Raw genomic sequence first — 21722 nt, 5'->3', positions numbered from 1 at the left:
CCCCCGCCGCGCCGTCAGGCGATCTGCAGTTCCTGGAGCGCCTGCTCCAGCTCCTGGAAGGTCGGCATGTAGCCGCTCGGCACCAGCTTGCGGCCGGTCTCGACCGCGACCTGCGGCGCGTTGCCGTGCAGGTGCGCCACGATCACCGCCTTGATCACGTCGTAGTAGCGCGCCTCCTCCTCGACCACGCCCTTCAGCCGCGTCGCCATCGGGCCGACGATGCCGTAGGCGAGGAACACGCCAAGGAAGGTGCCGACCAGCGCGCCGCCGATCATCTTGCCGAGCACCGCGGGCGGCTCGCTGATCGAGGCCATGGTCTTGATGACGCCGAGCACCGCCGCGACGATGCCGAGCGCCGGCAGCGCGTCCGCCATGCTCTGCAGGGCATGCGACGCGTGCAGCTCCTCCTCCCGCAGCTTCTTCAGCTCGCGGCCCATCACGTCCTCGATCTGGTGCGGGTCGTCGGCGTTCATGCCGACCATGCGGAGGTAGTCGCAGATCATCATCACCGCATGATGGTCGGCGGCGATCTTGGGGAACTTCTGGAAGGCCGCGCTCTCCTCCGGCTTCTCGATATGCGGCTCGAGCGCCATCGGCCCCTTCGTCTGCGCCAGGCGGACCAGGTAATAGAGAAGCGAGAGCATCTCCATGTAGTCCTGCTTGTGGAACCGGGCGCCCTTCATGAGCTTCCCGACGCCGCCGAGCGTGTGCTTCACGTCATGCATCGAGTTCGATGACAGGAAGGCGCCCACGGCCGCGCCGCCGATCATCATCATCTCGAAGGGCAGCGCCTTGATGATGATATCGAACTTGCCGCCGGCGAGCAGGTAGCCGCCGAACACCATGACGAGCAGGACGACGATGCCGAGGATCGTGTTCACGGGCGCATCTCCGGCGTGCCCGCCGGTCGGTCGGGGACCTGGCGGAGAAGGGTGATGGATACGCGGCGGTTCGCCGCTGCCGCGGTGTCGTTCGGCAGGAGCGGGTCGCGGTCCGCGCGCCCGCTGACCGAGCGGATGCGCGATTCCGACAGGCCGGCCTCGACCAGCAGCCGGCGCGTCATGTTCGCGCGGTCGGCCGACAGGTCCCAGTTGCTGCGCGCCGTGCCGCCGCCGCGAAACGGGGTGCTGTCCGTATGGCCGGCGATGTCGATTGGATTGGGCAGGCGGGCCGTCGCCTGCGCGATCCGCGCGAGCAGCGCGCGGGCACGTTCGTTCGGCCCTGCGCCGCCGAGCGCGAACATCGGCAGGCCTTCGGCGTCGACGAGCTGGATGCGCAGCCCTTCCGGCGTGTGCTCGACCAGCAGCTGGCGCCCGAGGTCGGCGAGCGCCGGATCGGCCGCGATGGTCTCGCGCAGCTGCTGCGCGGTCTGTTCGAAGGCCTCGCGTTCCCGCCTTGCGAGTTCCTGGCGCAACTGCTCCTCGCCGAGTGCCTGGGCCCGCGCCTCGGCAGCCTGCTGTGCGGCCTGCTGGGCCGCCTGGTCGGCCGCCGGGTTGTCGGCGGGGCCGGGCCGCGGCCGCTCGGGGCCGGCAAGGGCGCCGGGCGGCGTCGCGGCGGTCAGCCGGGGATCCTCGGCCTCCTCGCGGCCTTCCGGGCCCTCGCGGCGCGTCATGCGACGGGCCGGCGTCTCGGAATCGTCTTCCTCGATGTCGAGCACGACCGGCTGCTGGCCCGGCTGGACCTGGATCGCGCCCTGGGTGGATGTCTGGTTGCCGTCCTCGTTCGGCGTGCGGCCGCCGAAGGGCTGCCCGGACCCCGAGACCGAGCGGGCGAGCAGGTTGGTCGGCGCGAAATAGTCGGCCAGCCCCCTCCGCTGCTCCTCGGTGGTCGCGTTCAGCAGCCACATGAGGAGGAAGAAGGCCATCATTGCCGTCACGAAGTCGGCGTAGGCGACCTTCCACGCGCCACCATGGTGGCCGTGGTCGCCTGCTTCCTCGCGCTTGATGACGATGGTCCCGCCACCGCCGGAGCCTTTTGCCTTGCCGGACATGGCCGCAACTTGCCGCGCAGGTGCTGACTATTTCGCTAATCCGCACCGCATCGCGGCGCCGCGTGACATGGACCGGGCCCTATGGTTTGGTCGGGGCGGATGGACCTCCCGCACCCGAGCATCGCCGGCGCGCCGCCGCCGGTCACGATTCGCCGCCCCGCGCGGCCGACCATGCCGCTCGTCTTCGCCTCCCCCCATTCGGGCCAGGCCTACCCGCCGGAGCTGCTGGCCGAGGCGCGGCTCGCCCCGCTCGCGCTGCGGCGGAGCGAGGATTCCTTCGTCGACGAGCTCTTCGCCACCGCGCCCGACCTTGGCGCGCCCCTGCTCGCGGCGACGTTTCCGCGCGTCTGGTGCGACGTGAACCGGGAGGCGTGGGAACTCGACCCCACCATGTTCGACGGCCCGCTGCCCCCCTGGGTGAACACGACGAGCCCGCGGGTCGGCGCGGGTCTGGGCACCATCGCGCGCATCGTCGCGACGGGGGAGACGGTCTATCGGCGCCGCCTGACCTTCGCCGAGGCCGAAGCCCGCATCCGCGCCTGCTGGGAGCCCTACCACGCCGCGCTCGGCGAACTGATCGCCGAGACGAAGGCGCGCTTCGGCGTCTGCCTGCTGATCGACTGCCATTCCATGCCGGCCCACCCCGCGCAGTCGGCCAATCCGCCCGACTTCGTGCTGGGCGACGCGCACGGCACCGCCTGCGCGCCGCAGGCGACGCGCCTCGTGGAGGAGGTCCTGCTGGGCCTGGGCTACCGCGTGCGGCGGAACGACCCCTATGCGGGCGGCTACGTCACGCGCCACTACGGTCGCCCGCGGGAAGGCACCCACGCGCTCCAGGTGGAGATCGCCCGCGCGCTGTACATGGACGAGTCCCGCATCGAACCGGCGCCCGGCCTGCCCGCGCTGGCGCGAGACCTGCAGGCCCTGATCGAGCGCCTGGCCGGGACCGACTGGACCTTCCTGCGCGCGTGATGCGCTGCAACATGGTGGGGGAAGGTTTTCTCCACCATGCCCGAAAAAAAGAAAGGCGGTGCCCGAAGGCACCGCCAAGTTTAGGGAGGAAACGTCCAAGAAAGACAGCGGACGGCTAGGCCGGGCCGCTGCCTGCCTAGAAATAGAAGCCCGGCGCCCCCTCCGCAAGGTTTTTTTGCAGCGCAGCATAAATGGCGCAGTGCAGCATGCCCGAGCATGTTTGTTGCGCGGAAGGGGCGTTCGGCGACAATTGGCACGCGCCTTGCGGTTCGGGCGCCATGCGTGCCCGTCTCCTGGCCCTGCTCGCCCTTCTCCTCGCGCCCGCGCCGGCGCTCGGCACCCCCTCGACCGCCGGGGATGCCGGCCTGGTCTGTCGCGCCGCGATCGCCCTTGCGGAACGGGAAGCGGGCATTCCCGCGGGTCTCCTCCAGGCGATCGGCCGCGTTGAATCCGGCCGGCGCGATCCCGCCACCGGCCAGTTCGCCCCCTGGCCCTGGACGATCAACGCCGAAGGGCGCGGCATGTATTTCCCGACGCGGGAGGCAGCGATTGCCGAGGTGCGGCAACTCCAGGCCCGCGGCGTCCGGGTGATCGATGTCGGCTGCATGCAGGTGAACCTGCATTTCCACCCGAACGCCTTCCCGTCCCTCGAGCAGGCCTTCGACCCCGTGACGAATGCCCGATACGCCGCGCAGTTCCTCACGACCCTGCATGGCGCGGCGAATGACTGGGCGCGCGCGGCCGGGCACTACCATTCGCATACGCCGGAGCGGGCCGAGCCCTACCGCGCGCGCGTCCTCGCCGCCTGGGCGCAGGAACAGGGCCGCCCGCCGGGCGATCCCGCGGCCGGGGCGGCCGCCTTGGCGCGCCTCGCCGCCGCACCCGCCGGCGGCCCGCTCAGCCTGACCAACCGGGCGGACCGGGCGCAGGTGATCCCGCTCGCCGCGGGCGCCGGCGGCGCCGAGGGGCGCGGGCGGGGCCTCGATGCCTATCGTTCCGCGCCGATCATGGTGGTCGGGCAGGCGGTCGCGGTGCCGCGGCCCGCCGTCGCCGCGGCGCCCGCCGCCGCGGCCACGCCTGCCCCGGCGCGCATGGCCTTCGCCGCCGCGCCGCCGGGCGCTGCCACGCCGGGCGCCGGCACCTTGCCGATCTCGCCGAGCCGCCCGAGCCCGCTCGCCTTCTTCCGCCGCCCGGGCTGAGGCGCCTCAGGCCGCGAATTCGGCCCGGATCGCCGCCGTGTGCTGGCCGAGCGACGGGACCGCACCGAAGGGCCGCACCCCGTCCGACAGGCGCGCGGGCGGCAGGGCGACAGGCACCGGGCCCTTTTCCGTCTGCACCGGCGCGCGGCGCAGCGCCGGGTGCTTCTGCAGCCCGCCGCAATCGTTGACGAAGCCGTAGGCGGTGTTGGCGCGGCGGAGCTTCGCCGCGCATTCCTCCCGCGTCAGCCCCGCGAACATCTTCGCGATATGCGCATCGACCATCGGCCGGTGCGCGACGCGGTCGTTGTTCACGGTGAAGCCGGGCGTCTTCGGCAGGTCGGGCTCATCCAGGAAATGCGCGCAGAAGGACGCCCATTCGCGCTCGTTCTGGATCGCGATCAGCACATCGTGCCCGTCCTTCGTCTGGAAGGCGCCGTAGGGGCAGATGGAGGGATGCGCGAGGCCGATGCGCGGCGGATTCTTCCCCGTGCCCTCGTATTGCAGCAGGGGGACGGTCATCCAGTCCGCCATGCCGTCGAACAGGCTGACCGCGATGCCCTTGCCCTGGCCGGTCATCGACCGGCTGAGCAGCGCTTCCAGCACCGCGGCATAGGCATGCATGCCGCAGGCGATGTCGCAGGCCGAGACGCCGACGCGCCCGGGCCCTTCCGCCCGGCCGGTGATGTAGGCGAGGCCGGATTCCGCCTGCACCAGCAGGTCGTAGGCCTTCATCGTCGCGTAGTCGCCCTCGTCGCCATAGCCCGAGATGTCGACCGTGATCAGGCGCGGGTGGCGTGCGCGCAGCTCGGCGCTGCCGAAGCCCGCGCGCTGCATCGCGCCCGGCGCGAGGTTCTGGATGAAGACATCCGCCCTGGCGATCAGCCGTTCCAGCAGCGCCTTGTCCTCGGGCGCCTTGATGTCGAGGCAGACGCTTTCCTTCCCCCGGTTCAGCCAGACGAAGTAGGAGGACAGCCCGTTCGCCACCGTGTCGTAGCCGCGCGCGAAATCGCCTTCGGGGCGCTCGATCTTGATCACCCGTGCGCCGGCATCGGCGAGGCGGGAGGCGCAGTAGGGCGCCGCGACCGCCTGGTCCATGGCGACGACGAGAAGCCCTTCGAGGGGGCGGGATCCGCTCATGCGTGGGTCTCCGGCGGTCTGGCGATGACCCGCTCGCGCGCCGCGAGCAGGTCGAGGATGGCGAGGACGCGGTGTTCGAGTTCCGCGCCTTCGCGGTAGTCGGCAGGCACGGCGCAGTGGACGCGGCCTTCGTCGATCAGGCGGCGGGTATGGCCGGCGCGGCGCGCGTCGCCCGCCGGATGGACGGCGATCGCATGCCCGCCCTGTTCCTTCACCAGGCGGAAGCAGGGGATGTCGGTCTCGCCGTCGCCGATGAAGATGATGTTGCTGAACGGCACCGGCCGTTCGTCCGGGCGCCGATAGGCGTTCACCGCGAGGTCGTCGGTGATGTCGAGCGCGCCCTTGTTGATGCGGAACAGGTACTGGGTCTTGGTCGTGTAGTTCACCGCGATGGCCGGGCCGATCGCGACATCCGACCCGTCGTAGAGGAAGCCCGAGGCGAAGACCGCGCGGAAATGCCGGCGGATCGCGGTGCCCTCGATCAGCTCGCGCAGGCCGGATGAGATGACGTAGTGGTCGAGTGCGATGCCGCGGTCCGCCGCGGCGCGCCCGATCCGGTCGAACCAGGTCTCGACGCCCGGAAACAGCGAGATGCCGCCGCCCTGCGCGATCCAGTCGGCCTTGCGCACCGGCAGGTGCTTGAACCGCGCCCATTCGAGCATGCGGTGCATGTAGGTGAGGATGCGGTCGCCCTGCTGGGCGACCGCGAGCTCGTTCGATTCCGCCCAGAACTGCGACGGCTCGATGCCGAGCTGCGGCAGGAAGACGTGTTCCTGCATGTTGCCCGGCGCGAGCGTGCCGTCGAAATCATACGCGATCGCGACGGGCGCGCCGGCCATGCTCAGTAGCTCCGCGGCATCCCCAGCACATGCTCGCCGATGTAGGACAGCACGAGGTTCGTGCTGATCGGGGCCACCTGGTACAGCCGCGCCTCGCGGAACTTGCGTTCCACGTCGTATTCCTCGGCGAAGCCGAAGCCGCCATGGGTCTGCACGCAGGCTTCCGCCGCGGCCCAGGCAGCATCGGCGCCGAGCATCTTGCCCATGTTCGCCTCCTCCCCGCAGGGCAGGCCGGCCTCGAACTTCTCCAGGCCCTTCTGGATCAGCGCTTCGGCCGCGCGCATCTGGGCGTAGGCCTTGGCGATCGGGAACTGCACGCCCTGGTTCTGGCCGATCGGGCGGCCGAACAGCACGCGCTGCTTGGAATACTCCACCGACTTCTCGATGAACCACTTCGCGTCGCCGATGCTCTCGCTGGCGATCAGCAGGCGCTCGGCGTTCATGCCGTCGAGGATGTAGCGGAAGCCCTTGCCCTCGACGCCCACGAGGTTCTCGGCCGGAACCTCCATGTTGTCGAAGAACACCTCGCAGGAATTGTGGTTCATCATCGTCCGGATCGGACGGATGGTCAGGCCGTTGCCGAGCGCGGCCTTCATGTCGACGATGAAGGTGGACAGCCCCTCGGTGCGCTTGGCGACCTGGTCCTTGGGCGTGGTGCGCGCCAGTAGCAGCATCAGGTCGGAATGCTCGGCGCGGGACGTCCAGATCTTCTGGCCGTTGACGATGTACTTGTCGCCTTCCCGCCGGGCGAAGGTGCGCAAGGACGTCGTGTCGGTGCCGCTGGTGGGTTCCGTCACGCCGAAGGCCTGCAGGCGGAGTTCGCCGGTCGCGATCTTCGGCAGGTAGCGCGCCTTCTGGTCCGCGTTCCCGTGCCGCAGGATCGTCCCCATGATGTACATCTGGGCGTGGCAGGCGGCCGCGTTGCAGCCCGAGGCGTGGATCTCCTCGAGGATCGCCGCGGCGGCCGAGAGCGGCAGGCCCGAGCCGCCATATTCCTCGGGGATCAGCGCGCCGAGCCAGCCGGCTTCCGTCAGCGCCTTCACGAATTCCGTCGGATAGCCGCGCCGCGCATCGAGTTCGCGCCAGTATTCCCCGGGGAAGCGGGTGCAGAGCTTGCGCACCTCCTCCCGGATCTCGGCGTGGGCGTCCTGTGGCATCGGCATATCCATGGGTGTTCTCTCCCGTTCGGCGAGGGATTAGGCCCCGCTTGCGAGGCTGGCAAGGCGGTCAGGCGGCGAGCCCGAGCGCGGCCTGGAACCGCCCGCGCAGGACGGCCCCGTCGCGCGACGGCAGGACCCGCGGCGCCTCGGCGGGATCGACCGCGACCACGGCGACGCGCGGCGCCGCGCCGGGCGTGGCGATGGTCGCGGCCAAGGCCTCGACCCCCGCCGCATCCGCGACGCGCCACGCCTGCTGGATGCCGCAGCCGCGCGCCACGGCGGCAAGGTCCGTCCCCAGGCCCGCATGGCTGCGCTGCCCGCCCGTCTCGCCGTAGAGCCCGTTGTCGAGGACCACGACGGTCAGGTTCGGTGGCGCCTGCACCGCGATCGTCGCGAACGCCCCAAGGCCCATGAGCTGCTCGCCGTCTCCGGTCACGACCATGACCGGCCTGTCGGGCTGCGCGAGCGCCAGGCCCAGCCCCACCAGCGCCGCGCCGCCCATCGCGCCCCAGAGATAGAAGTTGCGCGGGTCGTCCCCGGCCGCCGCCACGTCGTATGTGGCGGCGCCGAGGCCGGTCACCACGAGCGCCTCGCCGCGATCCTTGAGCAGCCGCGCCACCACGTCCCGCCTGTCCAGCATCGTCATCTCCTCAAAAGACCTTGGCGCCGATCAGGCGCTGGCTCAGCAGCACCGCGACCGCGCTGCCGCCCTCGAAGACCATCCGCGCCGCGGCGGCGACCGTCTCGCCGACCTCATCGGGCCGATCCGCCCGGCGCACCTGGACGTCCATCAGGCCGAAGGCGGCCTCCGTCCTCGATCCCATCGGTACCTGCCACGGATTGAACTCGCCCCACTCGCCCCGCATCGTGACCAGCGCGAGCAAGGGAAAGGCGCAGCTCTTCACCAGCGAGAGCATGTTCACGCAGTTGCCGACCCCGGAAGACTGCATGAGCAACGCGCCGCGCTGCCCACCGAGCGCCGCGCCGGCAAGGACGGCCACGCCCTCCTCCTCCGTCGTCAGGGGGATGGCCCGCATCGCGGCATCCGCATGGATGGCGCGGATCAACCGGGCATGGCCGCCGTCCGGGACGTAGGCGACCTGCCTGACGTCCCACCGGCGCAACTCCGCGAAGATCGCATCGGGCCAGGCGAGCGCCTCGGCTGCAACCGCACCATCCATGGAACACTCCCCCGCATCTCGGATGGCCCCTTGTGCCGCGGGGTTTGCCTTCGCGAAATTCGCAAATGGCGATACTATCAATCGCAATTTGCGAAGGCATTCGCCATGGATCTTCGCCAACTCCGGACCTTCCGCGAAATCGCCGAAGCCGGCTCCCTCAGCCGTGCGGCCGACCGGCTGCGCATCGCCCAGCCCGCCCTGTCACGCCAGATCCGCCTGCTGGAGGCCGAGGCCGGCCTCGCGCTCTTCACGCGGCATGGCCGCGGCATGGACCTGACCGAGGCCGGGCGGGAACTTCTCGCCCGCGTCGCCGGCCCCATGCGGCAGTTGGAACGGGCCGTCGTCGAGGTCCGGGCCCTCGCCGGTACCGTGGCCGGACAGGTCGCCCTCGGCATGATGCCGACCGTGGCGGCGGTGCTCGCCGGACCGCTCGCCCGGCGCGTCGCCGCGCGCCATCCCGAGGTCTCGCTCCGCGTCGTCGAGGGATACACCGGCCATCTGGTCGAATGGCTCCAGCGCGGCGCCACCGATGCGACGCTGCTCTACGGGCCCGCGACGGATTTCCACCTGCCGGTGGAACCGCTCTTCGCCGAGCCGCTGGTGCTGGTTGGGCCTCCCGGCAGCGGGCTCCGGGCGGAGGTGCCGGTCACGCTGGCGGATGCCGCCCGGCACCCCTTGGTGCTGCCGAGCCGTCCGCACGGCCTGCGCGCCATCGTCGAAGCGGCGGCCGGTCGCGCGCGCCTGGCCCTCAGCCTCCGGCACGAGGCCGATTCCTTCCTCGTCCTGAAGGACCTCGTCGAATGCGGCCTGGGCTTCGCGATCCTGCCCCGCTCCGCGATCCGGCGGGAGGAGGCGGAAGGACGCCTGCTCGTGGCCCCGATCCATCGTCCCGTCGTGCGCCGCCAGGTGGTGCTGGCGCGTCCGCCGGACCGCTCGCCCGGACGCGCGACGCGGGCGGTGCTCGACCTGCTGCTCGAGGAGGTCCGCGCCAGGGCGCATGACGGCGCCTGGCAGGTGTCGACAGAAGGCCGCTGACCAAGCGACGCTTGTTGTTTGCGAGAAGATCGTTCATTTTATTCTACCATGAGTAGATATGGACGAATGCTCTCCGTCCTGGGCTGCTTGGCCGCGTCGCCGGTCGCGGCGCAGACACGCACCGTCGTCGTGCCGGCGGGGGACGCCGTCGTCATCGCCCCGCGCAGCCAACCCCCACCGCGCGCCACGCTTGCCCCGCCGCCCCGCACCGCCACGCCGCGGCCGCGATCGGAACCGGTGGCGGAGACGCTGGCCGGGCCGTCGCCGCTCGCCGGCCTGGCGCTGGCCGGCGCGGCGGGCCTTGCCGCCGCGCTCGGCGGCGGGGGCGGACGGGGCGGGGGCGGCGCGCCATCCCGCACGCGCTGACCGCTTCCGCGGTCTTGCGTGGCGCCGCCGCCCGGCCCAGGGTCGCGCGCATCGCCACCATCGGGATCGCCCGCGCATGCTGCCGCCGAACGACCAGCTCACCCTCTGCTTCGCCCATGTTGCCTACCGCTTCGGCGACCGCTTCGCCGCACGCAACACCGGCATCCGCTTCGTGGAGGTGCGCGACCGCGCGGCGCTGGACGCCGCGATCGGCGGCTGCGACGTGCTGGTCTGCTCCGGCCTGTGGCGCAACGACCTTCCCGCCGTTTCGCCGCGGCTGAAATTCGTCCAGTCCGCCAGCGCCGGCACCGACCAGTACGACCGCGAGGTGTTCCGCGCCCACGGGATGCGGCTGGCGAGCGGGCAGGGCGTGAACGCCAACGCCGTGTCGGAACACGCGATCGCGCTGATGCTGGCGCTGCTGCGCCGCATCCCCGAAGCGCGCGACAACCAGGCCAAGCGCGTCTGGCGCGGGATGATGGGCGACTTCGCGAAGCGCGAGGACGAGGCTGGCGGCAAGACCGCGGTCGTGGTCGGCCTGGGCCGCATCGGCGGGCGCATCGCGCGGCTGTGCAAGGCGCTCGGCATGAAGGTGGTGGGCGTGCGGCAGAACGTGGCCGGCGGCGCCGAGGGCGCGGACGAGGTGCATTCCTTCCGCGACCTCAATGCCGTGCTGCCGCGCGCGGATTTCCTGATCCTCGCCTGCCCGCTGACCGACGACACGCGGGGTCTCGTGAATGCCGCAGCACTCGCCGCGCTGAAGCCGACCGCGCAGGTGATCAACGTCGCGCGCGGCCGCGTCGTGGATGAACCCGCGATCATCGCGGCGCTGCAGGAAGGCCGCATCGCCGGTGCCGCGCTGGACGTGACGGCCGATGAGCCGCTGCCGGCCGAAAGCCCGCTCTGGGCGATGCCGAACGTGCTCGTCACCCCGCATACCGGCGGCGAGACGCACATGTACGAGGACAATGTCCTCGACTTCATGATGGAGAACATCGCGCGCCTGCAGCGGGGCGAGGCCGCGCTGGTCAACCAGATCGTCTGAGGAGGCACGCCATGGCCAATCGCGAAGGCGCGCTTGCCCGCGCCGCATCCTTCTTCGACGGGGGCGGCTTCAAGGCGCTGCTGTCCGACCTCGTCGCCATTCCCTCGACCGCGCAGGAGGAAGGGCGGGAGGCGGATCTCGACCGCTACCTGAACGGCGCCATCCGGCCCTGGCTGGAACGGCTCGGCTTCCAGGTGCAGGTGCGGCCCAACCCGCTGCCGGGCTTCGGGCCGATCCTGACCGGCATCCGCATCGAGGATCCGTCCCGCCCGACCGTGCTGCTGTATGGGCATGGCGACACGGTGCGCGGGCTCGAGGACCAGTGGCGCCAGGGGCTCGAGCCCTGGCGGCTGATCGAGGAGGATGGCCGCTGGTACGGCCGCGGCACCGCCGACAACAAGGGCCAGCACGCGCTGAACATCGCCGCGCTCGAAGCCGTGCTGGCCGAACGCGGCGGGAAGCTGGGCTTCAACGTCAAGATCGTGCTGGAGATGGCGGAGGAGCGGGGCTCGAAGGGCCTCAAGGAGTTCGTCGCGGCCCATGCCGATGAGCTCGCCGCCGACGTGCTGATCGCGAGCGACGGCCCGCGCGTCGAGCCCGCCATCCCGACCATCGCGACCGGCACGCGCGGCACCTTCCATTTCGACCTGGTGCTGAAGCTGCGGCCCGGCGGGGTGCATTCCGGCCATTGGGGCGGCCTGACGCGCGATCCGGCGATCCTGCTCGCGCATGCGCTGACGACCATGATGGACCGCAACGGCCGCGTGCTGGTGCGCGGCATCCTGCCGCCATCGCTGCCGAACTCGGTGCGCGCGGTGCTCGATGGCTGCCCGGTGGGCGGCGGCGATGGCGCGGCGACGATCGATGCCGGCTGGGGCGAGCCCGGCCTGAGCAGCGCGGAGAAGATCTACGGCTGGAACAGCCTGATCGTGCTGGCGATGACCTCCGGCCGGCCGGAGAACCCTGTCAACGCCGTGGCACCCGATGCGCGGGCGCATTGCCAGATCCGCTACACGGTGGACAGCGACCCCGCGACCTTTGGCGCGGCGGTGCGCGCGCATCTGGACGCGCATGGCTTCCAGGAGATCGCGGTCGAGAACGACTTCGTCCGCATGGCGGCGTCGCGCACCGACCCGGACCATCCCTGGGTGCGCTGGGCGCAGGCGAGCATGGCGCGGTCGCTCGGCAAGCGGGTGCAGATCATCCCGAATTCCTCGGGCGGGTTGCCGGGCGACGTCTTCGTCGACCACCTGCACGTCCCGCTGGTCTGGGTGCCGCACAGCTACAATGGCTGCAAGCAGCACGGGCCGGACGAGCATTTCCTGATCGCCCCGGCGCGCGAGGGCATCCTTGCCTTCGCCGGGATGTGGTGGGACCTCGGCGAGGCGGGGACGCCCGCTGGATAAGCGGGGCGTTACTTTTCCTCACCCCGGCGGCGCGGGGGGGCAATGGCGCTGTTACATTGCGGGCGCATGGTTCGATGGTCGGCGGCATTGGTCCGCCCGAGCATGAGGACGCAGAAGATGCGCAAGACGACGATCGCGGCGCTGGCCGTCGCACTGACCGCGGGCGGCATGGGCCTCGCGCTGGCCCAGCCCGCCCCGGGCGGCCCCGGCCCTGCCCCCGGTCCCGGCCCGGGCATGATGCGCGGCGATGGCCCCGGCTATCATCACGGGCGACACCATGGCCATCACGGCGGCGGCGGCTTCGCGGCGGGCGAGGCCTTCGGCCGCGCCGACGCGAACAATGATGGCCGCGTCACGCGCGAGGAGGGCCTGGCCTGGCTGCAGGCCCGCTTCGCGGAGATGGACGCGAACCGCGACGGCGGCGTCACGCTCGAGGAGATCCGTGCCTACTACGAGGCGCGCCGCCCCGAAGGCCGCCGTGCGCCGCCCGAGCAGATGCGGGCGCGGATGGAGGAGCGGGTCGGGACCATGATCCGCTTCATGGATGCCAATGGCGACGGCCGGGTCAGCTTCGACGAGTTGCGCCCGATGGCCGAGGCAGCCTTCCGCGCGGCCGACCGGAACGCCGATGGCGCGCTGTCCCGCGAGGAGGTGCAGCATCGTGGCCGCGAAGGTCGCCGTGGCCCGCCGCCGGGTGCCCCCGGCGCGCCCGCGACGCCCGGCGCCCCTGCCCAGCCGCAGCGCTGAGCCTGACGATCCCGGCCCGGGGGATGCCTCGGGCCGGGCGCGCAAAGCGCGATCGCGCCCATCCCGACATCAACGCCCCACGCGCCAGCACATGGCGCCAATCCAGGCCGCGCGAATGTGCGGCGCCCGGCGTCTGAAGGATCGATGGAAATGGTGGGCGCGACAGGGATTGAACCTGTGACCCTTCGCGTGTGAAGCGAATGCTCTACCGCTGAGCTACGCGCCCGACCAGGGAGCGGCGAAATACGTGGCGCCGTCCCCCCCTGTCAAGCCGCGCCCTTGCTTCGCCGTCCGCCCGGCCCATTCTCCGAAGCGTGAGACTGCGCGCCGCCATCATCGCCCTTGCAAGCCTCGCCGCTGTGGCGGCGATTTCGGGCGCGCGCGCCAATCCGATCGACGCCGACTACGCCGTCAGCCAGGCGGGGATTCCCGTCATGGACATCCGCATCAGCTTCGACGTCACGGGCGAGCGCTATCGCCTGACGAGCCTGGCCCGTGCCCGCGGCCTGGGCCGCCTGTTCCTGCCGCGCGAGCAGGTGGCGGAAGCCGAGGGCGGCCTGGCGGGGCGGGAGGTGCGGCCGCTGCGCTACCGGACCGAAGGCGAATGGCGCGGGATGCCGCGGCGCACGCTGCTGGACTACATCGACCGCACGCCGAGGCTGACCGTCCTGGAACCGCCGGAAGGCCCGGACCGCGTGCCGGTGAGGCCGGAGGAGCGGGAGGGCACGATCGACGCCCTCTCGGCGCTCGTGCTGCTGGCGCGGGACGCGGCGGCGACAGGGCGCTGCGACCTGTCGGGCGCGGTGTTCGACGGGCGGCGGCGGCTCGAATGGCAGTCCCGCACCATCGGCACGGCGCGCCCGCCGGTGCCGGGCTTCCGCGGCGACGCGCTGCGCTGCGCGCTCGAAAGCCGGCTCGTCGCCGGGTTCCGAGTTGGCGACGACCCGGCGCGGGCGGGCCAGCCGCGGCGGGCGGAAGCCTGGCTCGCCGTGCTCGGCGCGGGCCAGCCGCCCTTGCCGCTGCGCGTCGAATTCCCCTCGACCTTCCTCGGCGCCTTCCGGATGGACCTGGTGCGCCTCGGCCCCTCAGCCCCGTAGCGCGGCGGCCAGGCGCGGCAGGTCGGACGGCGCGGCGGCGATCGGCGCGCCCTCGGCCATCTCATGCGGGCCATAGCCCCAGGCGGCGAAGATGCAGGGCAGGCCTGCGCCGGCCGCCGCGCGCACGTCGTTGCGGTGGTCGCCCACCATCACGGCCGCGCCGGGCTTACCGCCGGCTGCCGCGATGGTCGCGAGCAGATGCCCCGGGTCGGGCTTGCGGACGGGAAAGCTGTCGCCCCCGCCGATCGCCGCGAAGCGCCCGCCCAGGCCAAGCGAGGCGAGCAGCGCGCGCGCCGGTCCCTCCGGCTTGTTGGTGCAGACGGCGAAGCGCCAGCCAGCCTCGGCGAGGCTGTCCATGGCGGGCGCGATGCCGGGGAAGGGCGCGGTCAGGCGCGCCTGGCTGATGTCCTCATCGGCGAGGAACACATCGAGCGCCGCCGCCTCGAAGGCCTGCCCGCGCCCGCCGAAGGCGCGTTCGAGCAGCACGCGCGCGCCGTCCCCGATCATCGCCTTGACCGCCGGCAGGTCGTAGGGCGCGAGCCCGCGGGCGACGAGCACGCGGTTCAGCGCGGCGTGGATGTCGGGCGCGCTGTCCACCAGCGTGCCATCCAGATCGAAGACGAGAAGCCGTTCCATACGCCGCGGGTAGGCGAGGCCGGGTGCCCGCGCAAGCCGTGCCGCGTTCATACTTCGTCAATGTCTCGGGCGGCAGTCTCGTGCCATGAGCGAAACGCTTGCTGCCCCTGCCGAGCCCAGGCTGGACGACATCGACCCCGCCTTCGTCGCGCGTTTCCTGGCGGGCATGCCGCCTGACCTCGCCGCGCGCTTCGATGCGCGGATGCTGTTCGCCGTGCAGCAGCGGATCGGGCCTTGGAACGGCGTGGAGCGCAGGCGCGGTGCGCATCTTCGCCTGCGCCTGCCCTGGGGTGCATGGCGTCTGAGCCTGGTGCGGGAGCGATCCGACCATCGCGCGGTCCTGCCCGTGCGGAGCGCGATCGCCGGCGCGGCCGCGGGCGCGGTCGGCGCCGTGGCGGCCATCCTGGCGCTGGTCTGAGGGCATTCCGACATATCCGGCAAAGCAGTGTGACCCCGCCGGGGTGGACGCGGCACGCCTACTCGCGTTACCCGAAGGAATGTCCGACGCTGCAGCCATCATCCTCGCCGCGGGTCTCGGGACCCGCATGCGCTCCACCCGGCCCAAGGTGATGCATCCGCTCGCCGGGCGTCCGATGATCCGCCATCTGCTCTCGGCCTGCGAGGCGCGCTTCGGCCGCATCGTCGTGGTTGTCGGACCGGACATGCCGGATCTCGAGAAGACCGTCGCGCCGCACGGCGTCGCGGTGCAGCGGGAAAGGCTCGGAACCGGGCATGCGGCGCTGCAGGCCGCGCCGATGCTGGGCGGGCACGACGGCGACGTCGCCGTGCTGTACGGCGACAACCCGCTGGTCTCGGAGGCGACGATCGGCCGGCTGCTCGCCGCGCGGGCCGAGGCGGACCTCGTGCTGCTCGCGATGCGCCCCGCCGACCCGGGCCGCTATGGCCGCGTCGTGACGAGCGCGGACGGGATGGTCGAGCGCATCGTCGAATGGGCCGATGCGGATGAGGCGGAGCGCGCGATCGGCCTGTGCAACGCCGGCGTGGTCTGCGCGCGCGGGCCGGACCTGGTGCGCTGGCTTTCCGCGGTGAAGAACGACAACGCGAAGGGCGAATACTACCTGACCGATGTGGTCGCGCTGGCCCGCGCCGAGGGCAAGCGCGTGCGTGCCGTCGAGGCGCCGGAGGCCGAGCTGCGGGGGATCAATTCCCGCGCCGAGCTCGCGGCGGCCGAGGCCGTGCTGCAGGGCCAGCTGCGCGCCGCGGCGCTCGATGCGGGCGTGACGATGCAGGCGCCGGAGACGGTCTTCCTCGCGCACGACACGCGCCTTTCGCCCGACGTCGTGCTGGAACCGCACATCGTCTTCGGCCCCGGCGTGAGCGTCGAGGAAGGCGTGGTGATCCGCGCCTTCAGCCACCTGGAAGGCTGCGTCGTGAAGCGCGAAGCGGTCATCGGCCCTTATGCGCGGTTGCGCCCCGGGACGGTGATCGAGCCGCGCGCGCATGTCGGCAATTTCGTCGAGCTGAAGGCCACCACGCTTGGGCCGGGGGCGAAGGCGAACCACCTGAGCTACCTCGGCGACGCGACCATCGGCGCTGGGGCGAACATCGGCGCGGGCACGATCACCTGCAACTACGACGGCGTGAACAAGCACCGCACCGAGATCGGCGAGGGTGCCTTCATCGGCAGCGACACGGCGCTGGTCGCGCCCGTGAAGGTGGGGGCGCGCGCGCTGGTGGGCGCGGGCAGCGTCATCACAGCGGACGTGCCCGACGATGCGCTGGCGATCGCGCGCGGGCAGCAGGCGATCAAGCCCGGGCGCGGATTCAAGGGGAAGGGGAAGTAGCCCTATGTGCGGAATTGTCGGCGTCGTCGGACGCGAGGCGGCGGCGCCGCGCATCCTGGAGGCGCTGAGGCGCCTGGAGTACCGCGGCTACGACAGCGCCGGAATCGCGACGCTGGTCGAAGGCCGGATCGAGCGGCGCCGCGCGGAGGGCAAGCTCAACAACCTCGCCACCGTGCTCGACGCTAATCCGCTGCCTGGCACGACTGGCATCGGCCACACGCGCTGGGCGACGCATGGCGCGCCGACCGAGCGCAACGCGCATCCGCACGGCACGGCCCGCGTCAGCGTCGTGCACAACGGCATCATCGAGAACCACGCCGAGCTGCGCGCGGAGCTCGAGGCGAAGGGCCATGTCTTCGAGACGGAGACGGACACCGAGACCTTTGCGCGACTGGTCGACCAGCACTTGATCGAGGGCATGGCGCCCGAGCAGGCGGCCTCCGTCGCGCTGAAGCGCGCGCACGGCGCCTATGCGCTGGCCATGGTCTTCACCGGCCATCCCCGCATGCTGATCTGCGCGCGCCAAGGCGCGCCGCTCGCGGTGGGCTTCGGGGATGGCGAGATGTTCGTCGGCTCGGACGCGCTCGCCCTCGCGCCGCTGACGCGCCGCATCGCCTATCTCGACGAAGGCGACTGGGCTGTCGTGGACGGGGACGGCGCGCGCTTCTTCGACGTGGCGGACCGGCCGGTGCAGCGGGAGATCCGCCTCACCTCCGTCTCCGGCGCGGCGACGGGCAAGGGCAATTACCGCCACTTCATGGAAAAGGAACTGCACGAGCATCCGGTGGTGCTCGGCGACACGCTGACGCAGTACCTCGACCCGCGCACGCGCAGCGTCTCGCTTCCTCCGCTGCCCTTCGACCCGGCCAAGGTGCCGCGCATCACCATCACCGCCTGCGGCAGCGCCTTCCTCGCGGGGCTCGTCGGGCGCTATTGGATCGAGCAGCTCGCGCGCATTCCGGTCGATGCCGACGTGGCGAGCGAGTTCCGCTACCGCGAACCGCCGCTCGCGCCGGGCGGCGCGGCCGTCCTGGTCAGCCAGTCGGGCGAGACGGCGGACACCATGGCCGCGCTCCGCCTGCTGCAGGAGCACGGGCAGAAGGTGCTCTCCGTCGTGAACGTGCCGGAGAGCAGCATGGCGCGGGAGAGCGACGGCGCCGTGCTGACGGTCGCGGGGCCGGAGATCGGCGTCGCCTCCACCAAGGCCTTCACGGCGCAGCTTGCTGTGCTGGCCTGCCTTGCCATCGGCTTCGGCCGCGCGCGCGGGACGATCAGCGAGTCCGACGAATCCCGCCTGACCGCCGCGCTGATGGAATTGCCAGGCAACGCCGCTGCGGTGCTGGAGCAGGATGGCGAGATCCGCGCCATGGCAGCCGAGGTCGCCAAGGCGCGCGACGTGCTGTTCCTCGGCCGCGGCACGCTCTACCCGATCGCGATGGAAGGGGCGCTGAAGCTCAAGGAGATCTCCTACATCCACGCCGAGGGTTACGCGGCCGGCGAGATGAAGCACGGGCCGATCGCGCTGATCGATTCCGCGGTGCCGGTCATCTCGCTCTGCCCCTCCGGCCCGATGTTCGAGAAGACGGCGTCGAACCTGCAGGAAGCGGCGGCCCGCGGGGGGCGCATCATGGCCTTCACCGACGACCTCGGCGCCGAACGGCTGAAGGCCTTCGCGGAGCGGGTCGTGGTGCTGCCGCGCGTCGGCGCCTTCTCCGCGCCCATCCTGCACGCCATCCCCGTGCAGCTGCTCGCCTACCATGTCGCGGTGCTGAAGGGGACGGACGTGGATCAGCCGCGGAATCTCGCCAAGAGCGTGACGGTCGAATAGCGACGCATTGACAGGTCCACGTCGCTTCGGAAGGGTTGCGGGACACCGCGCCCGCCGGAGAGACGCGTGACCTTCCTGCCCGTCGAGCCGCTGCGTCCTGACGCGCCACAGCGGCGCATCGCCTACGACCCCGCCCGCCCGCTGCTGCGCCCCTTCGCGCCGGCGCGCGCGCTGTTTCGCGCCGGCGCTTACTCCCCGCGCGACGTCCTCGAGGCCCGCATCGCGACGATCGAGGCCGATGAGCCTGCCATCGCTGCCTTCGTCACGCGGGACCTCGCCGCCGCCCGGCGCGCCGCCGACGCATCCACCGCGCGCTGGCGCGACGGCCGGCCATTCTCGCCCATCGACGGCATGCCCGTGGTGGTCAAGGACATGATCGAGACGGCGGACCTGCCGACCCAGATGAACAACCCGATCTTCGCGGGCTGGCAGGCGCGGCGCGACGCGGCCGGGGTGCTTGCCCTGCGTGAGGCCGGCGCCGTCATCCTCGGCAAGACGGTGACGACGGAATTCGCCTGCGGGAATTCCGGCCCGACGCGCAATCCCTATGACACGACCCGCACGCCGGGTGGATCCTCGAGCGGGTCGGCCGCCGCGGTTGGCGCGGGCATGGCGGCGCTCGGCCTCGGCACCCAGACCCATGCCTCCACGATCCGGCCTGCCGGCTATTGCGGCGCCTATGCGCTGAAGGCGAGCTTCGGCGCGCTGCCGGTGGGCGGCCTCGCGCCGCTCGCACCCACGCTCGACCATCTCGGCATCATCGGCGCGAGCCTCGAGGATGTCTGGGCGGGGGCGATGGCGATCGCGCGGCGCGCCGGCGGCACGCCGCCGCATCCGGGACTGATGGGGCCGGAGGAGGCGCCCGCGCCACGGATGCCCCGTGCGCTCGTGCGGCTTGGCACGCTCGGCTGGGCCGAGACGCCCGATGGTTCGCGCGCGGCCTTCGAGGCCGCGGTCACGCGGCTGGCGCGCGCCGGCGTGCGCATCCTGGATGCCTCGAATGACGCCGAGGTTGCCGCCTTGGAGGCGCTGCTCGCCAACATCGCCGATTGGGCGACCGACCTGCTCGCCTGGGAGGCACGCTGGCCGCTCGCCGCCTATCGCGCGCATGGCGCCGGGATGGTCGGCGAACGGATCCAGGACCTGCTGGCGCGGGGCGCGGCGATGGATGCCGCGCGCTACCGCGCGGCGCTCGCGGCGCGGGAGAGGCTGCGCGCGGCGGTCGCCGCATTCGCGCCGCGCGCGGACGGCTTCGTCCTGCTGTGTTCGAGCGGGCCGGCGATCGCCGACCATGCCTTCACCGGCTCGCGCAACTTCGCCATGCCCTGGACGCTGGTGGGTGGGCCGGCCTTCGCGCTGCCCCTGCTGGCCGACGGCGACCTGCCGCTTGGCCTGCAACTTGCTGGCTTCACGGATCGGGACGCGGATGCCTGCGCCGTTGCGGGCTGGCTGCGCGACACCCTGCTGCCGGAGAGAGACGAGAGATGACGAACCGCCGCCACCTGATCGCCGCCCTGCCCGCGCTGCTGGCCGCGCCGGCGCTGCGCGCGCAGCCGGCCTTCCCGACGCGGACGATCCGCCTTCTGGTGGGCTTCGCGCCGGGCGGGACGACCGATGTCGCGGCACGGCTTCTTGCGCCGCGGCTGCAGGCGGCGCTCGGACAGTCGGTGGTCGTCGAGAACCGGCCAGGCGCGGGTGGCAACATCGCGACAGAGGCGGCCGTGCGCTCGCCCGCGGACGGGCACACGCTGCTGCTGGGCACGATCGGCGGGCTCGCGGTGAATCCGACGCTGTATGGCAACCTGCCCTTCGACCCTCAGAACGACCTGACCGCCATCACGCGCGTCGCGATGATCGTGAACGTGCTTGCCGTTCCGTCCGACCGGCCGTGGCGCAGCGTGGCGGAGGTGGTCGCGGCATCGCGCGTCAATTCGCTGACCTTCGGCACCTCCGGCGTCGGCGGCGCGGGGCATCTGGCCGGGGAGCAGTTCAACGCCATCGCCGGCGTGCGGAACACGCATGTGCCCTATCGCGGCGGCGGTCCGCTGATCGCCGACCTGATCACCGGCAAGATGGACATCGCCTTCACGCCCTTTTCCGGCGCCCGGCCGCATGCCGAATCCGGACGCGTGCGGATGCTGGCGGTGACGACGGCGGCGCGCAGCCCGCTCGCCCCCGAACTGCCGCCGATGGCCGAGACGCCGGGTCTCGCCGGCTTCGACATGGCGGATTGGTCGACGCTGATGGCGCCCCGCGGCCTGCCGGCGCCGATCGTCGCGATCCTGAACCGCGCGGCGACGACCGCTTTGGCCGAGCCCGAGGTGGTGCAGGCGCTCGCCCAGCGCGGCATCCAGGCGACGCCATCCTCCCCCGAGGACTGCGCCGCCTTCATCCGGAGCGAAGCGGCCAAATGGGCGCCGGTGGTGCGTGCCTCAGGCGCGACACCGGACTAGGCGCGCCTCCGGCGCGACGCCTGACCGAGCGCGCCTAGTCCTCGAAGATCGCGACCGCGCGCGTCCACCCCGCCGAACCCCGGTGCACCTTCACCGGGAAGCAGGAGATCATGAAGCCATGGGGCGGCAGCGCCTCGAGGTTGTTGAGCTTCTCCATGTGGCAATAGGCGGTCTCGCGCCCGGCGCGATGGCCTTCCCAGATGAGCCCGACATCGCCGGTCTCGGCGACCTTCTTCTTCGTCAGGGAGAAGGGCGCATCCCATGACCAGCCATCGGTGCCGGTGACGCGCACCCCCTGGTCGATCAGCCAGAGCGTCGCCGCCTTGCCCATGCCGCAGCCGGTGTGGATGTAGTCGTCCTGCCCGTAGCGGCTGCCCGCGCGCGTGTTCACCACCACGATCTCGAGCGGCTTCAGCACATGGCCGATGCGCGCGAGCTCCTTCTGCACATCCTCGGGCGTGGCGACGTAGCCGTCGGGCAGGTGGCGGAAATCGAGCTTCACGCCAGGCTGGAAGCACCAGTCGAGCGGCACCTCGTCGATGCGCCACGATGGTTCACCGCCCGGCACGCTGCGCTCGTTCATCCGCGAGAAGAAGTGATAGGGCGCGTCGAGATGCGTACCGTTATGCGTGCTGATCGTCACGCGCTCCACCGCGGCGTACTCGCCTTCCGGAAGCTGCGAGACGTCGATACCGAATTCCTTCGCCATGCCGGGCGCGGTCATGTGGTGATCGAGATACTCGATCTGCGGCAGCATGTGCGGCGGATCGCTCGCGATGCCGGCCATGAGGGGGGAGGAGATGTCGACGATGCGGCGCGGCATGGG

Annotated in this window: 22 protein-coding genes and 1 tRNA gene; 13 read left to right on the top strand and 10 right to left on the bottom strand. The window is 71.8% G+C overall.

All coding sequences use genetic code 11. The annotated features are described in order from the left end of the window. Positions 1–14: 14 nt before the first annotated feature. Together motA and J5Y09_RS10905 are read right to left on the bottom strand one after the other, a co-directional pair. Positions 15–881 carry a flagellar motor stator protein MotA gene (motA, locus tag J5Y09_RS10910; RefSeq protein WP_209351789.1) on the bottom strand — a complete coding sequence of 289 codons (867 nt, stop codon included), beginning with the start codon at positions 879–881 and terminating at the stop codon, positions 15–17. Continuing rightward, a complete protein-coding gene (locus J5Y09_RS10905) occupies positions 878–1990 on the bottom strand; it encodes a flagellar motor protein MotB (protein ID WP_209351788.1) in 1113 nt (370 codons plus the stop codon). The genes motA and J5Y09_RS10905 overlap by 4 nt, the downstream gene beginning before the upstream one ends. A 99-nt stretch (positions 1991–2089) precedes the next feature. On the opposite strand from J5Y09_RS10905, the gene J5Y09_RS10900 reads away from it, so the two are divergent. Beyond that, complete coding sequence (locus J5Y09_RS10900; RefSeq protein ID WP_209351787.1) at positions 2090–2962, top strand: N-formylglutamate amidohydrolase; 873 nt, start codon at positions 2090–2092, stop codon at positions 2960–2962. 278 nt (positions 2963–3240) lie between these two features. Then, the gene (locus tag J5Y09_RS10895; RefSeq protein ID WP_209351786.1) at positions 3241–4161 is read left to right on the top strand and encodes a transglycosylase SLT domain-containing protein; all 921 of its coding nucleotides are present in this window, start codon (positions 3241–3243) and stop codon (positions 4159–4161) included. A gap of 6 nt (positions 4162–4167) precedes the next feature. On the opposite strand, the gene J5Y09_RS10890 is transcribed toward J5Y09_RS10895, so the two are convergent. The 5 genes from J5Y09_RS10890 to J5Y09_RS10870 form a co-directional block, all read right to left on the bottom strand. Next, positions 4168–5298, bottom strand: a complete 1131-nt coding sequence (locus tag J5Y09_RS10890) for a CaiB/BaiF CoA transferase family protein (protein ID WP_209351785.1) — start codon at positions 5296–5298, stop codon at positions 4168–4170. After that, a complete protein-coding gene (locus J5Y09_RS10885; RefSeq protein ID WP_209351784.1) occupies positions 5295–6137 on the bottom strand; it encodes an HAD family hydrolase in 843 nt (280 codons plus the stop codon). The genes J5Y09_RS10890 and J5Y09_RS10885 overlap by 4 nt, the downstream gene beginning before the upstream one ends. A 2-nt stretch (positions 6138–6139) precedes the next feature. After that, a complete protein-coding gene (locus J5Y09_RS10880; protein WP_209351783.1) occupies positions 6140–7294 on the bottom strand; it encodes an acyl-CoA dehydrogenase family protein in 1155 nt (384 codons plus the stop codon). A gap of 70 nt (positions 7295–7364) precedes the next feature. Beyond that, complete coding sequence (locus J5Y09_RS10875) at positions 7365–7937, bottom strand: thiamine pyrophosphate-dependent enzyme (protein ID WP_245217033.1); 573 nt, start codon at positions 7935–7937, stop codon at positions 7365–7367. A 10-nt stretch (positions 7938–7947) separates the two neighbouring features. Next, positions 7948–8598 carry a thiamine pyrophosphate-binding protein gene (locus J5Y09_RS10870; RefSeq protein ID WP_245217032.1) on the bottom strand — a complete coding sequence of 217 codons (651 nt, stop codon included), beginning with the start codon at positions 8596–8598 and terminating at the stop codon, positions 7948–7950. Between J5Y09_RS10870 and J5Y09_RS10865 the strand changes: the two genes are divergently transcribed. From J5Y09_RS10865 to J5Y09_RS10845, 5 genes are all read left to right on the top strand, one after another. Next, positions 8584–9513 carry a LysR family transcriptional regulator gene (locus J5Y09_RS10865; protein ID WP_209351781.1) on the top strand — a complete coding sequence of 310 codons (930 nt, stop codon included), beginning with the start codon at positions 8584–8586 and terminating at the stop codon, positions 9511–9513. The genes J5Y09_RS10870 and J5Y09_RS10865 overlap by 15 nt on opposite strands. 66 nt (positions 9514–9579) lie before the next feature. After that, a complete protein-coding gene (locus tag J5Y09_RS10860; RefSeq protein ID WP_209351780.1) occupies positions 9580–9879 on the top strand; it encodes a hypothetical protein in 300 nt (99 codons plus the stop codon). A gap of 76 nt (positions 9880–9955) precedes the next feature. Further along, positions 9956–10924, top strand: coding sequence for a D-2-hydroxyacid dehydrogenase (locus J5Y09_RS10855; RefSeq protein WP_209351779.1), 969 nt, complete (start codon positions 9956–9958; stop codon positions 10922–10924). An 11-nt stretch (positions 10925–10935) separates the two neighbouring features. Then, positions 10936–12330 (top strand): M20 family metallopeptidase, encoded by a 1395-nt coding sequence (locus J5Y09_RS10850; RefSeq protein ID WP_209351778.1) that lies wholly within the window; start codon positions 10936–10938, stop codon positions 12328–12330. 117 nt (positions 12331–12447) lie between these two features. Beyond that, on the top strand, positions 12448–13077 hold the full coding sequence (locus J5Y09_RS10845; RefSeq protein WP_209351777.1) for an EF-hand domain-containing protein: 630 nt from the start codon (positions 12448–12450) through the stop codon (positions 13075–13077). Between the two features lie 151 nt (positions 13078–13228). Here the strand turns inward: J5Y09_RS10845 and J5Y09_RS10840 are convergent. Further along, positions 13229–13303 (bottom strand) — tRNA-Val (locus tag J5Y09_RS10840). Positions 13304–13391: 88 nt separating this feature from the next. On the opposite strand from J5Y09_RS10840, the gene J5Y09_RS10835 reads away from it, so the two are divergent. Further along, a complete protein-coding gene (locus J5Y09_RS10835) occupies positions 13392–14174 on the top strand; it encodes a DUF3108 domain-containing protein (protein ID WP_209351776.1) in 783 nt (260 codons plus the stop codon). Here J5Y09_RS10835 and J5Y09_RS10830 read toward each other — a convergent pair. Continuing rightward, positions 14163–14861 (bottom strand): HAD family hydrolase, encoded by a 699-nt coding sequence (locus tag J5Y09_RS10830; RefSeq protein ID WP_245217031.1) that lies wholly within the window; start codon positions 14859–14861, stop codon positions 14163–14165. The genes J5Y09_RS10835 and J5Y09_RS10830 overlap by 12 nt on opposite strands. Before the next feature lie 34 nt (positions 14862–14895). Here J5Y09_RS10830 and J5Y09_RS10825 point away from each other — a divergent pair, with 34 nt between their 5' ends. The 5 genes from J5Y09_RS10825 (at position 14896) to J5Y09_RS10805 (ending at position 20896) form a co-directional block, all read left to right on the top strand. Continuing rightward, positions 14896–15228 (top strand): hypothetical protein, encoded by a 333-nt coding sequence (locus tag J5Y09_RS10825; RefSeq protein ID WP_209351775.1) that lies wholly within the window; start codon positions 14896–14898, stop codon positions 15226–15228. A gap of 79 nt (positions 15229–15307) precedes the next feature. Further along, on the top strand, positions 15308–16615 hold the full coding sequence (glmU, locus tag J5Y09_RS10820) for a bifunctional UDP-N-acetylglucosamine diphosphorylase/glucosamine-1-phosphate N-acetyltransferase GlmU (RefSeq protein WP_209351774.1): 1308 nt from the start codon (positions 15308–15310) through the stop codon (positions 16613–16615). 4 nt (positions 16616–16619) lie between these two features. Further along, positions 16620–18443 (top strand): glutamine--fructose-6-phosphate transaminase (isomerizing), encoded by a 1824-nt coding sequence (gene glmS, locus J5Y09_RS10815; protein ID WP_209351773.1) that lies wholly within the window; start codon positions 16620–16622, stop codon positions 18441–18443. A 66-nt stretch (positions 18444–18509) separates the two neighbouring features. Continuing rightward, positions 18510–19931, top strand: coding sequence for an amidase family protein (locus J5Y09_RS10810; protein ID WP_209351772.1), 1422 nt, complete (start codon positions 18510–18512; stop codon positions 19929–19931). Then, complete coding sequence (locus J5Y09_RS10805) at positions 19928–20896, top strand: Bug family tripartite tricarboxylate transporter substrate binding protein (protein ID WP_209351771.1); 969 nt, start codon at positions 19928–19930, stop codon at positions 20894–20896. The genes J5Y09_RS10810 and J5Y09_RS10805 overlap by 4 nt, the downstream gene beginning before the upstream one ends. A gap of 34 nt (positions 20897–20930) precedes the next feature. Here the strand turns inward: J5Y09_RS10805 and J5Y09_RS10800 are convergent, their stop codons facing one another. Beyond that, entirely contained in the window at positions 20931–21719 is a 789-nt protein-coding gene (locus J5Y09_RS10800) for a cyclase family protein (RefSeq protein ID WP_209351770.1), read from the bottom strand. Positions 21720–21722: the final 3 nt, after the last annotated feature.

It is taken from the genome of Roseomonas nitratireducens (assembly GCF_017813355.1).
GTDB classification, from domain to species: Bacteria; Pseudomonadota; Alphaproteobacteria; order Acetobacterales; family Acetobacteraceae; genus Neoroseomonas; species Neoroseomonas nitratireducens.
The sequence above is the reverse complement of the archived record's forward strand: the minus strand, read 5'-3'. Positions and strand labels throughout refer to the sequence as shown.

Bases quoted from the DNA above. Each gene is read 5' to 3' on its own strand.
- J5Y09_RS10830 (WP_245217031.1), bottom strand. From the start codon at position 14,861: ATGAACGCGGCACGGCTTGCGCGGGCACCCGGCCTCGCCTACCCGCGG.
- J5Y09_RS10855 (WP_209351779.1), top strand. From the start codon at position 9,956: ATGCTGCCGCCGAACGACCAGCTCACCCTCTGCTTCGCCCATGTTGCC.
- J5Y09_RS10905 (WP_209351788.1), bottom strand. From the start codon at position 1,990: ATGTCCGGCAAGGCAAAAGGCTCCGGCGGTGGCGGGACCATCGTCATC.
- J5Y09_RS10890 (WP_209351785.1), bottom strand. From the start codon at position 5,298: ATGAGCGGATCCCGCCCCCTCGAAGGGCTTCTCGTCGTCGCCATGGAC.
- J5Y09_RS10880 (WP_209351783.1), bottom strand. From the start codon at position 7,294: ATGCCACAGGACGCCCACGCCGAGATCCGGGAGGAGGTGCGCAAGCTC.
- J5Y09_RS10860 (WP_209351780.1), top strand. From the start codon at position 9,580: ATGCTCTCCGTCCTGGGCTGCTTGGCCGCGTCGCCGGTCGCGGCGCAG.
- J5Y09_RS10895 (WP_209351786.1), top strand. From the start codon at position 3,241: ATGCGTGCCCGTCTCCTGGCCCTGCTCGCCCTTCTCCTCGCGCCCGCG.
- J5Y09_RS10825 (WP_209351775.1), top strand. From the start codon at position 14,896: ATGAGCGAAACGCTTGCTGCCCCTGCCGAGCCCAGGCTGGACGACATC.
- glmS (WP_209351773.1), top strand. From the start codon at position 16,620: ATGTGCGGAATTGTCGGCGTCGTCGGACGCGAGGCGGCGGCGCCGCGC.
- glmU (WP_209351774.1), top strand. From the start codon at position 15,308: ATGTCCGACGCTGCAGCCATCATCCTCGCCGCGGGTCTCGGGACCCGC.
- J5Y09_RS10850 (WP_209351778.1), top strand. From the start codon at position 10,936: ATGGCCAATCGCGAAGGCGCGCTTGCCCGCGCCGCATCCTTCTTCGAC.
- J5Y09_RS10805 (WP_209351771.1), top strand. From the start codon at position 19,928: ATGACGAACCGCCGCCACCTGATCGCCGCCCTGCCCGCGCTGCTGGCC.
- J5Y09_RS10875 (WP_245217033.1), bottom strand. From the start codon at position 7,937: ATGCTGGACAGGCGGGACGTGGTGGCGCGGCTGCTCAAGGATCGCGGC.
- J5Y09_RS10800 (WP_209351770.1), bottom strand. From the start codon at position 21,719: ATGCCGCGCCGCATCGTCGACATCTCCTCCCCCCTCATGGCCGGCATC.
- J5Y09_RS10865 (WP_209351781.1), top strand. From the start codon at position 8,584: ATGGATCTTCGCCAACTCCGGACCTTCCGCGAAATCGCCGAAGCCGGC.
- J5Y09_RS10845 (WP_209351777.1), top strand. From the start codon at position 12,448: ATGCGCAAGACGACGATCGCGGCGCTGGCCGTCGCACTGACCGCGGGC.
- J5Y09_RS10885 (WP_209351784.1), bottom strand. From the start codon at position 6,137: ATGGCCGGCGCGCCCGTCGCGATCGCGTATGATTTCGACGGCACGCTC.
- J5Y09_RS10900 (WP_209351787.1), top strand. From the start codon at position 2,090: ATGGACCTCCCGCACCCGAGCATCGCCGGCGCGCCGCCGCCGGTCACG.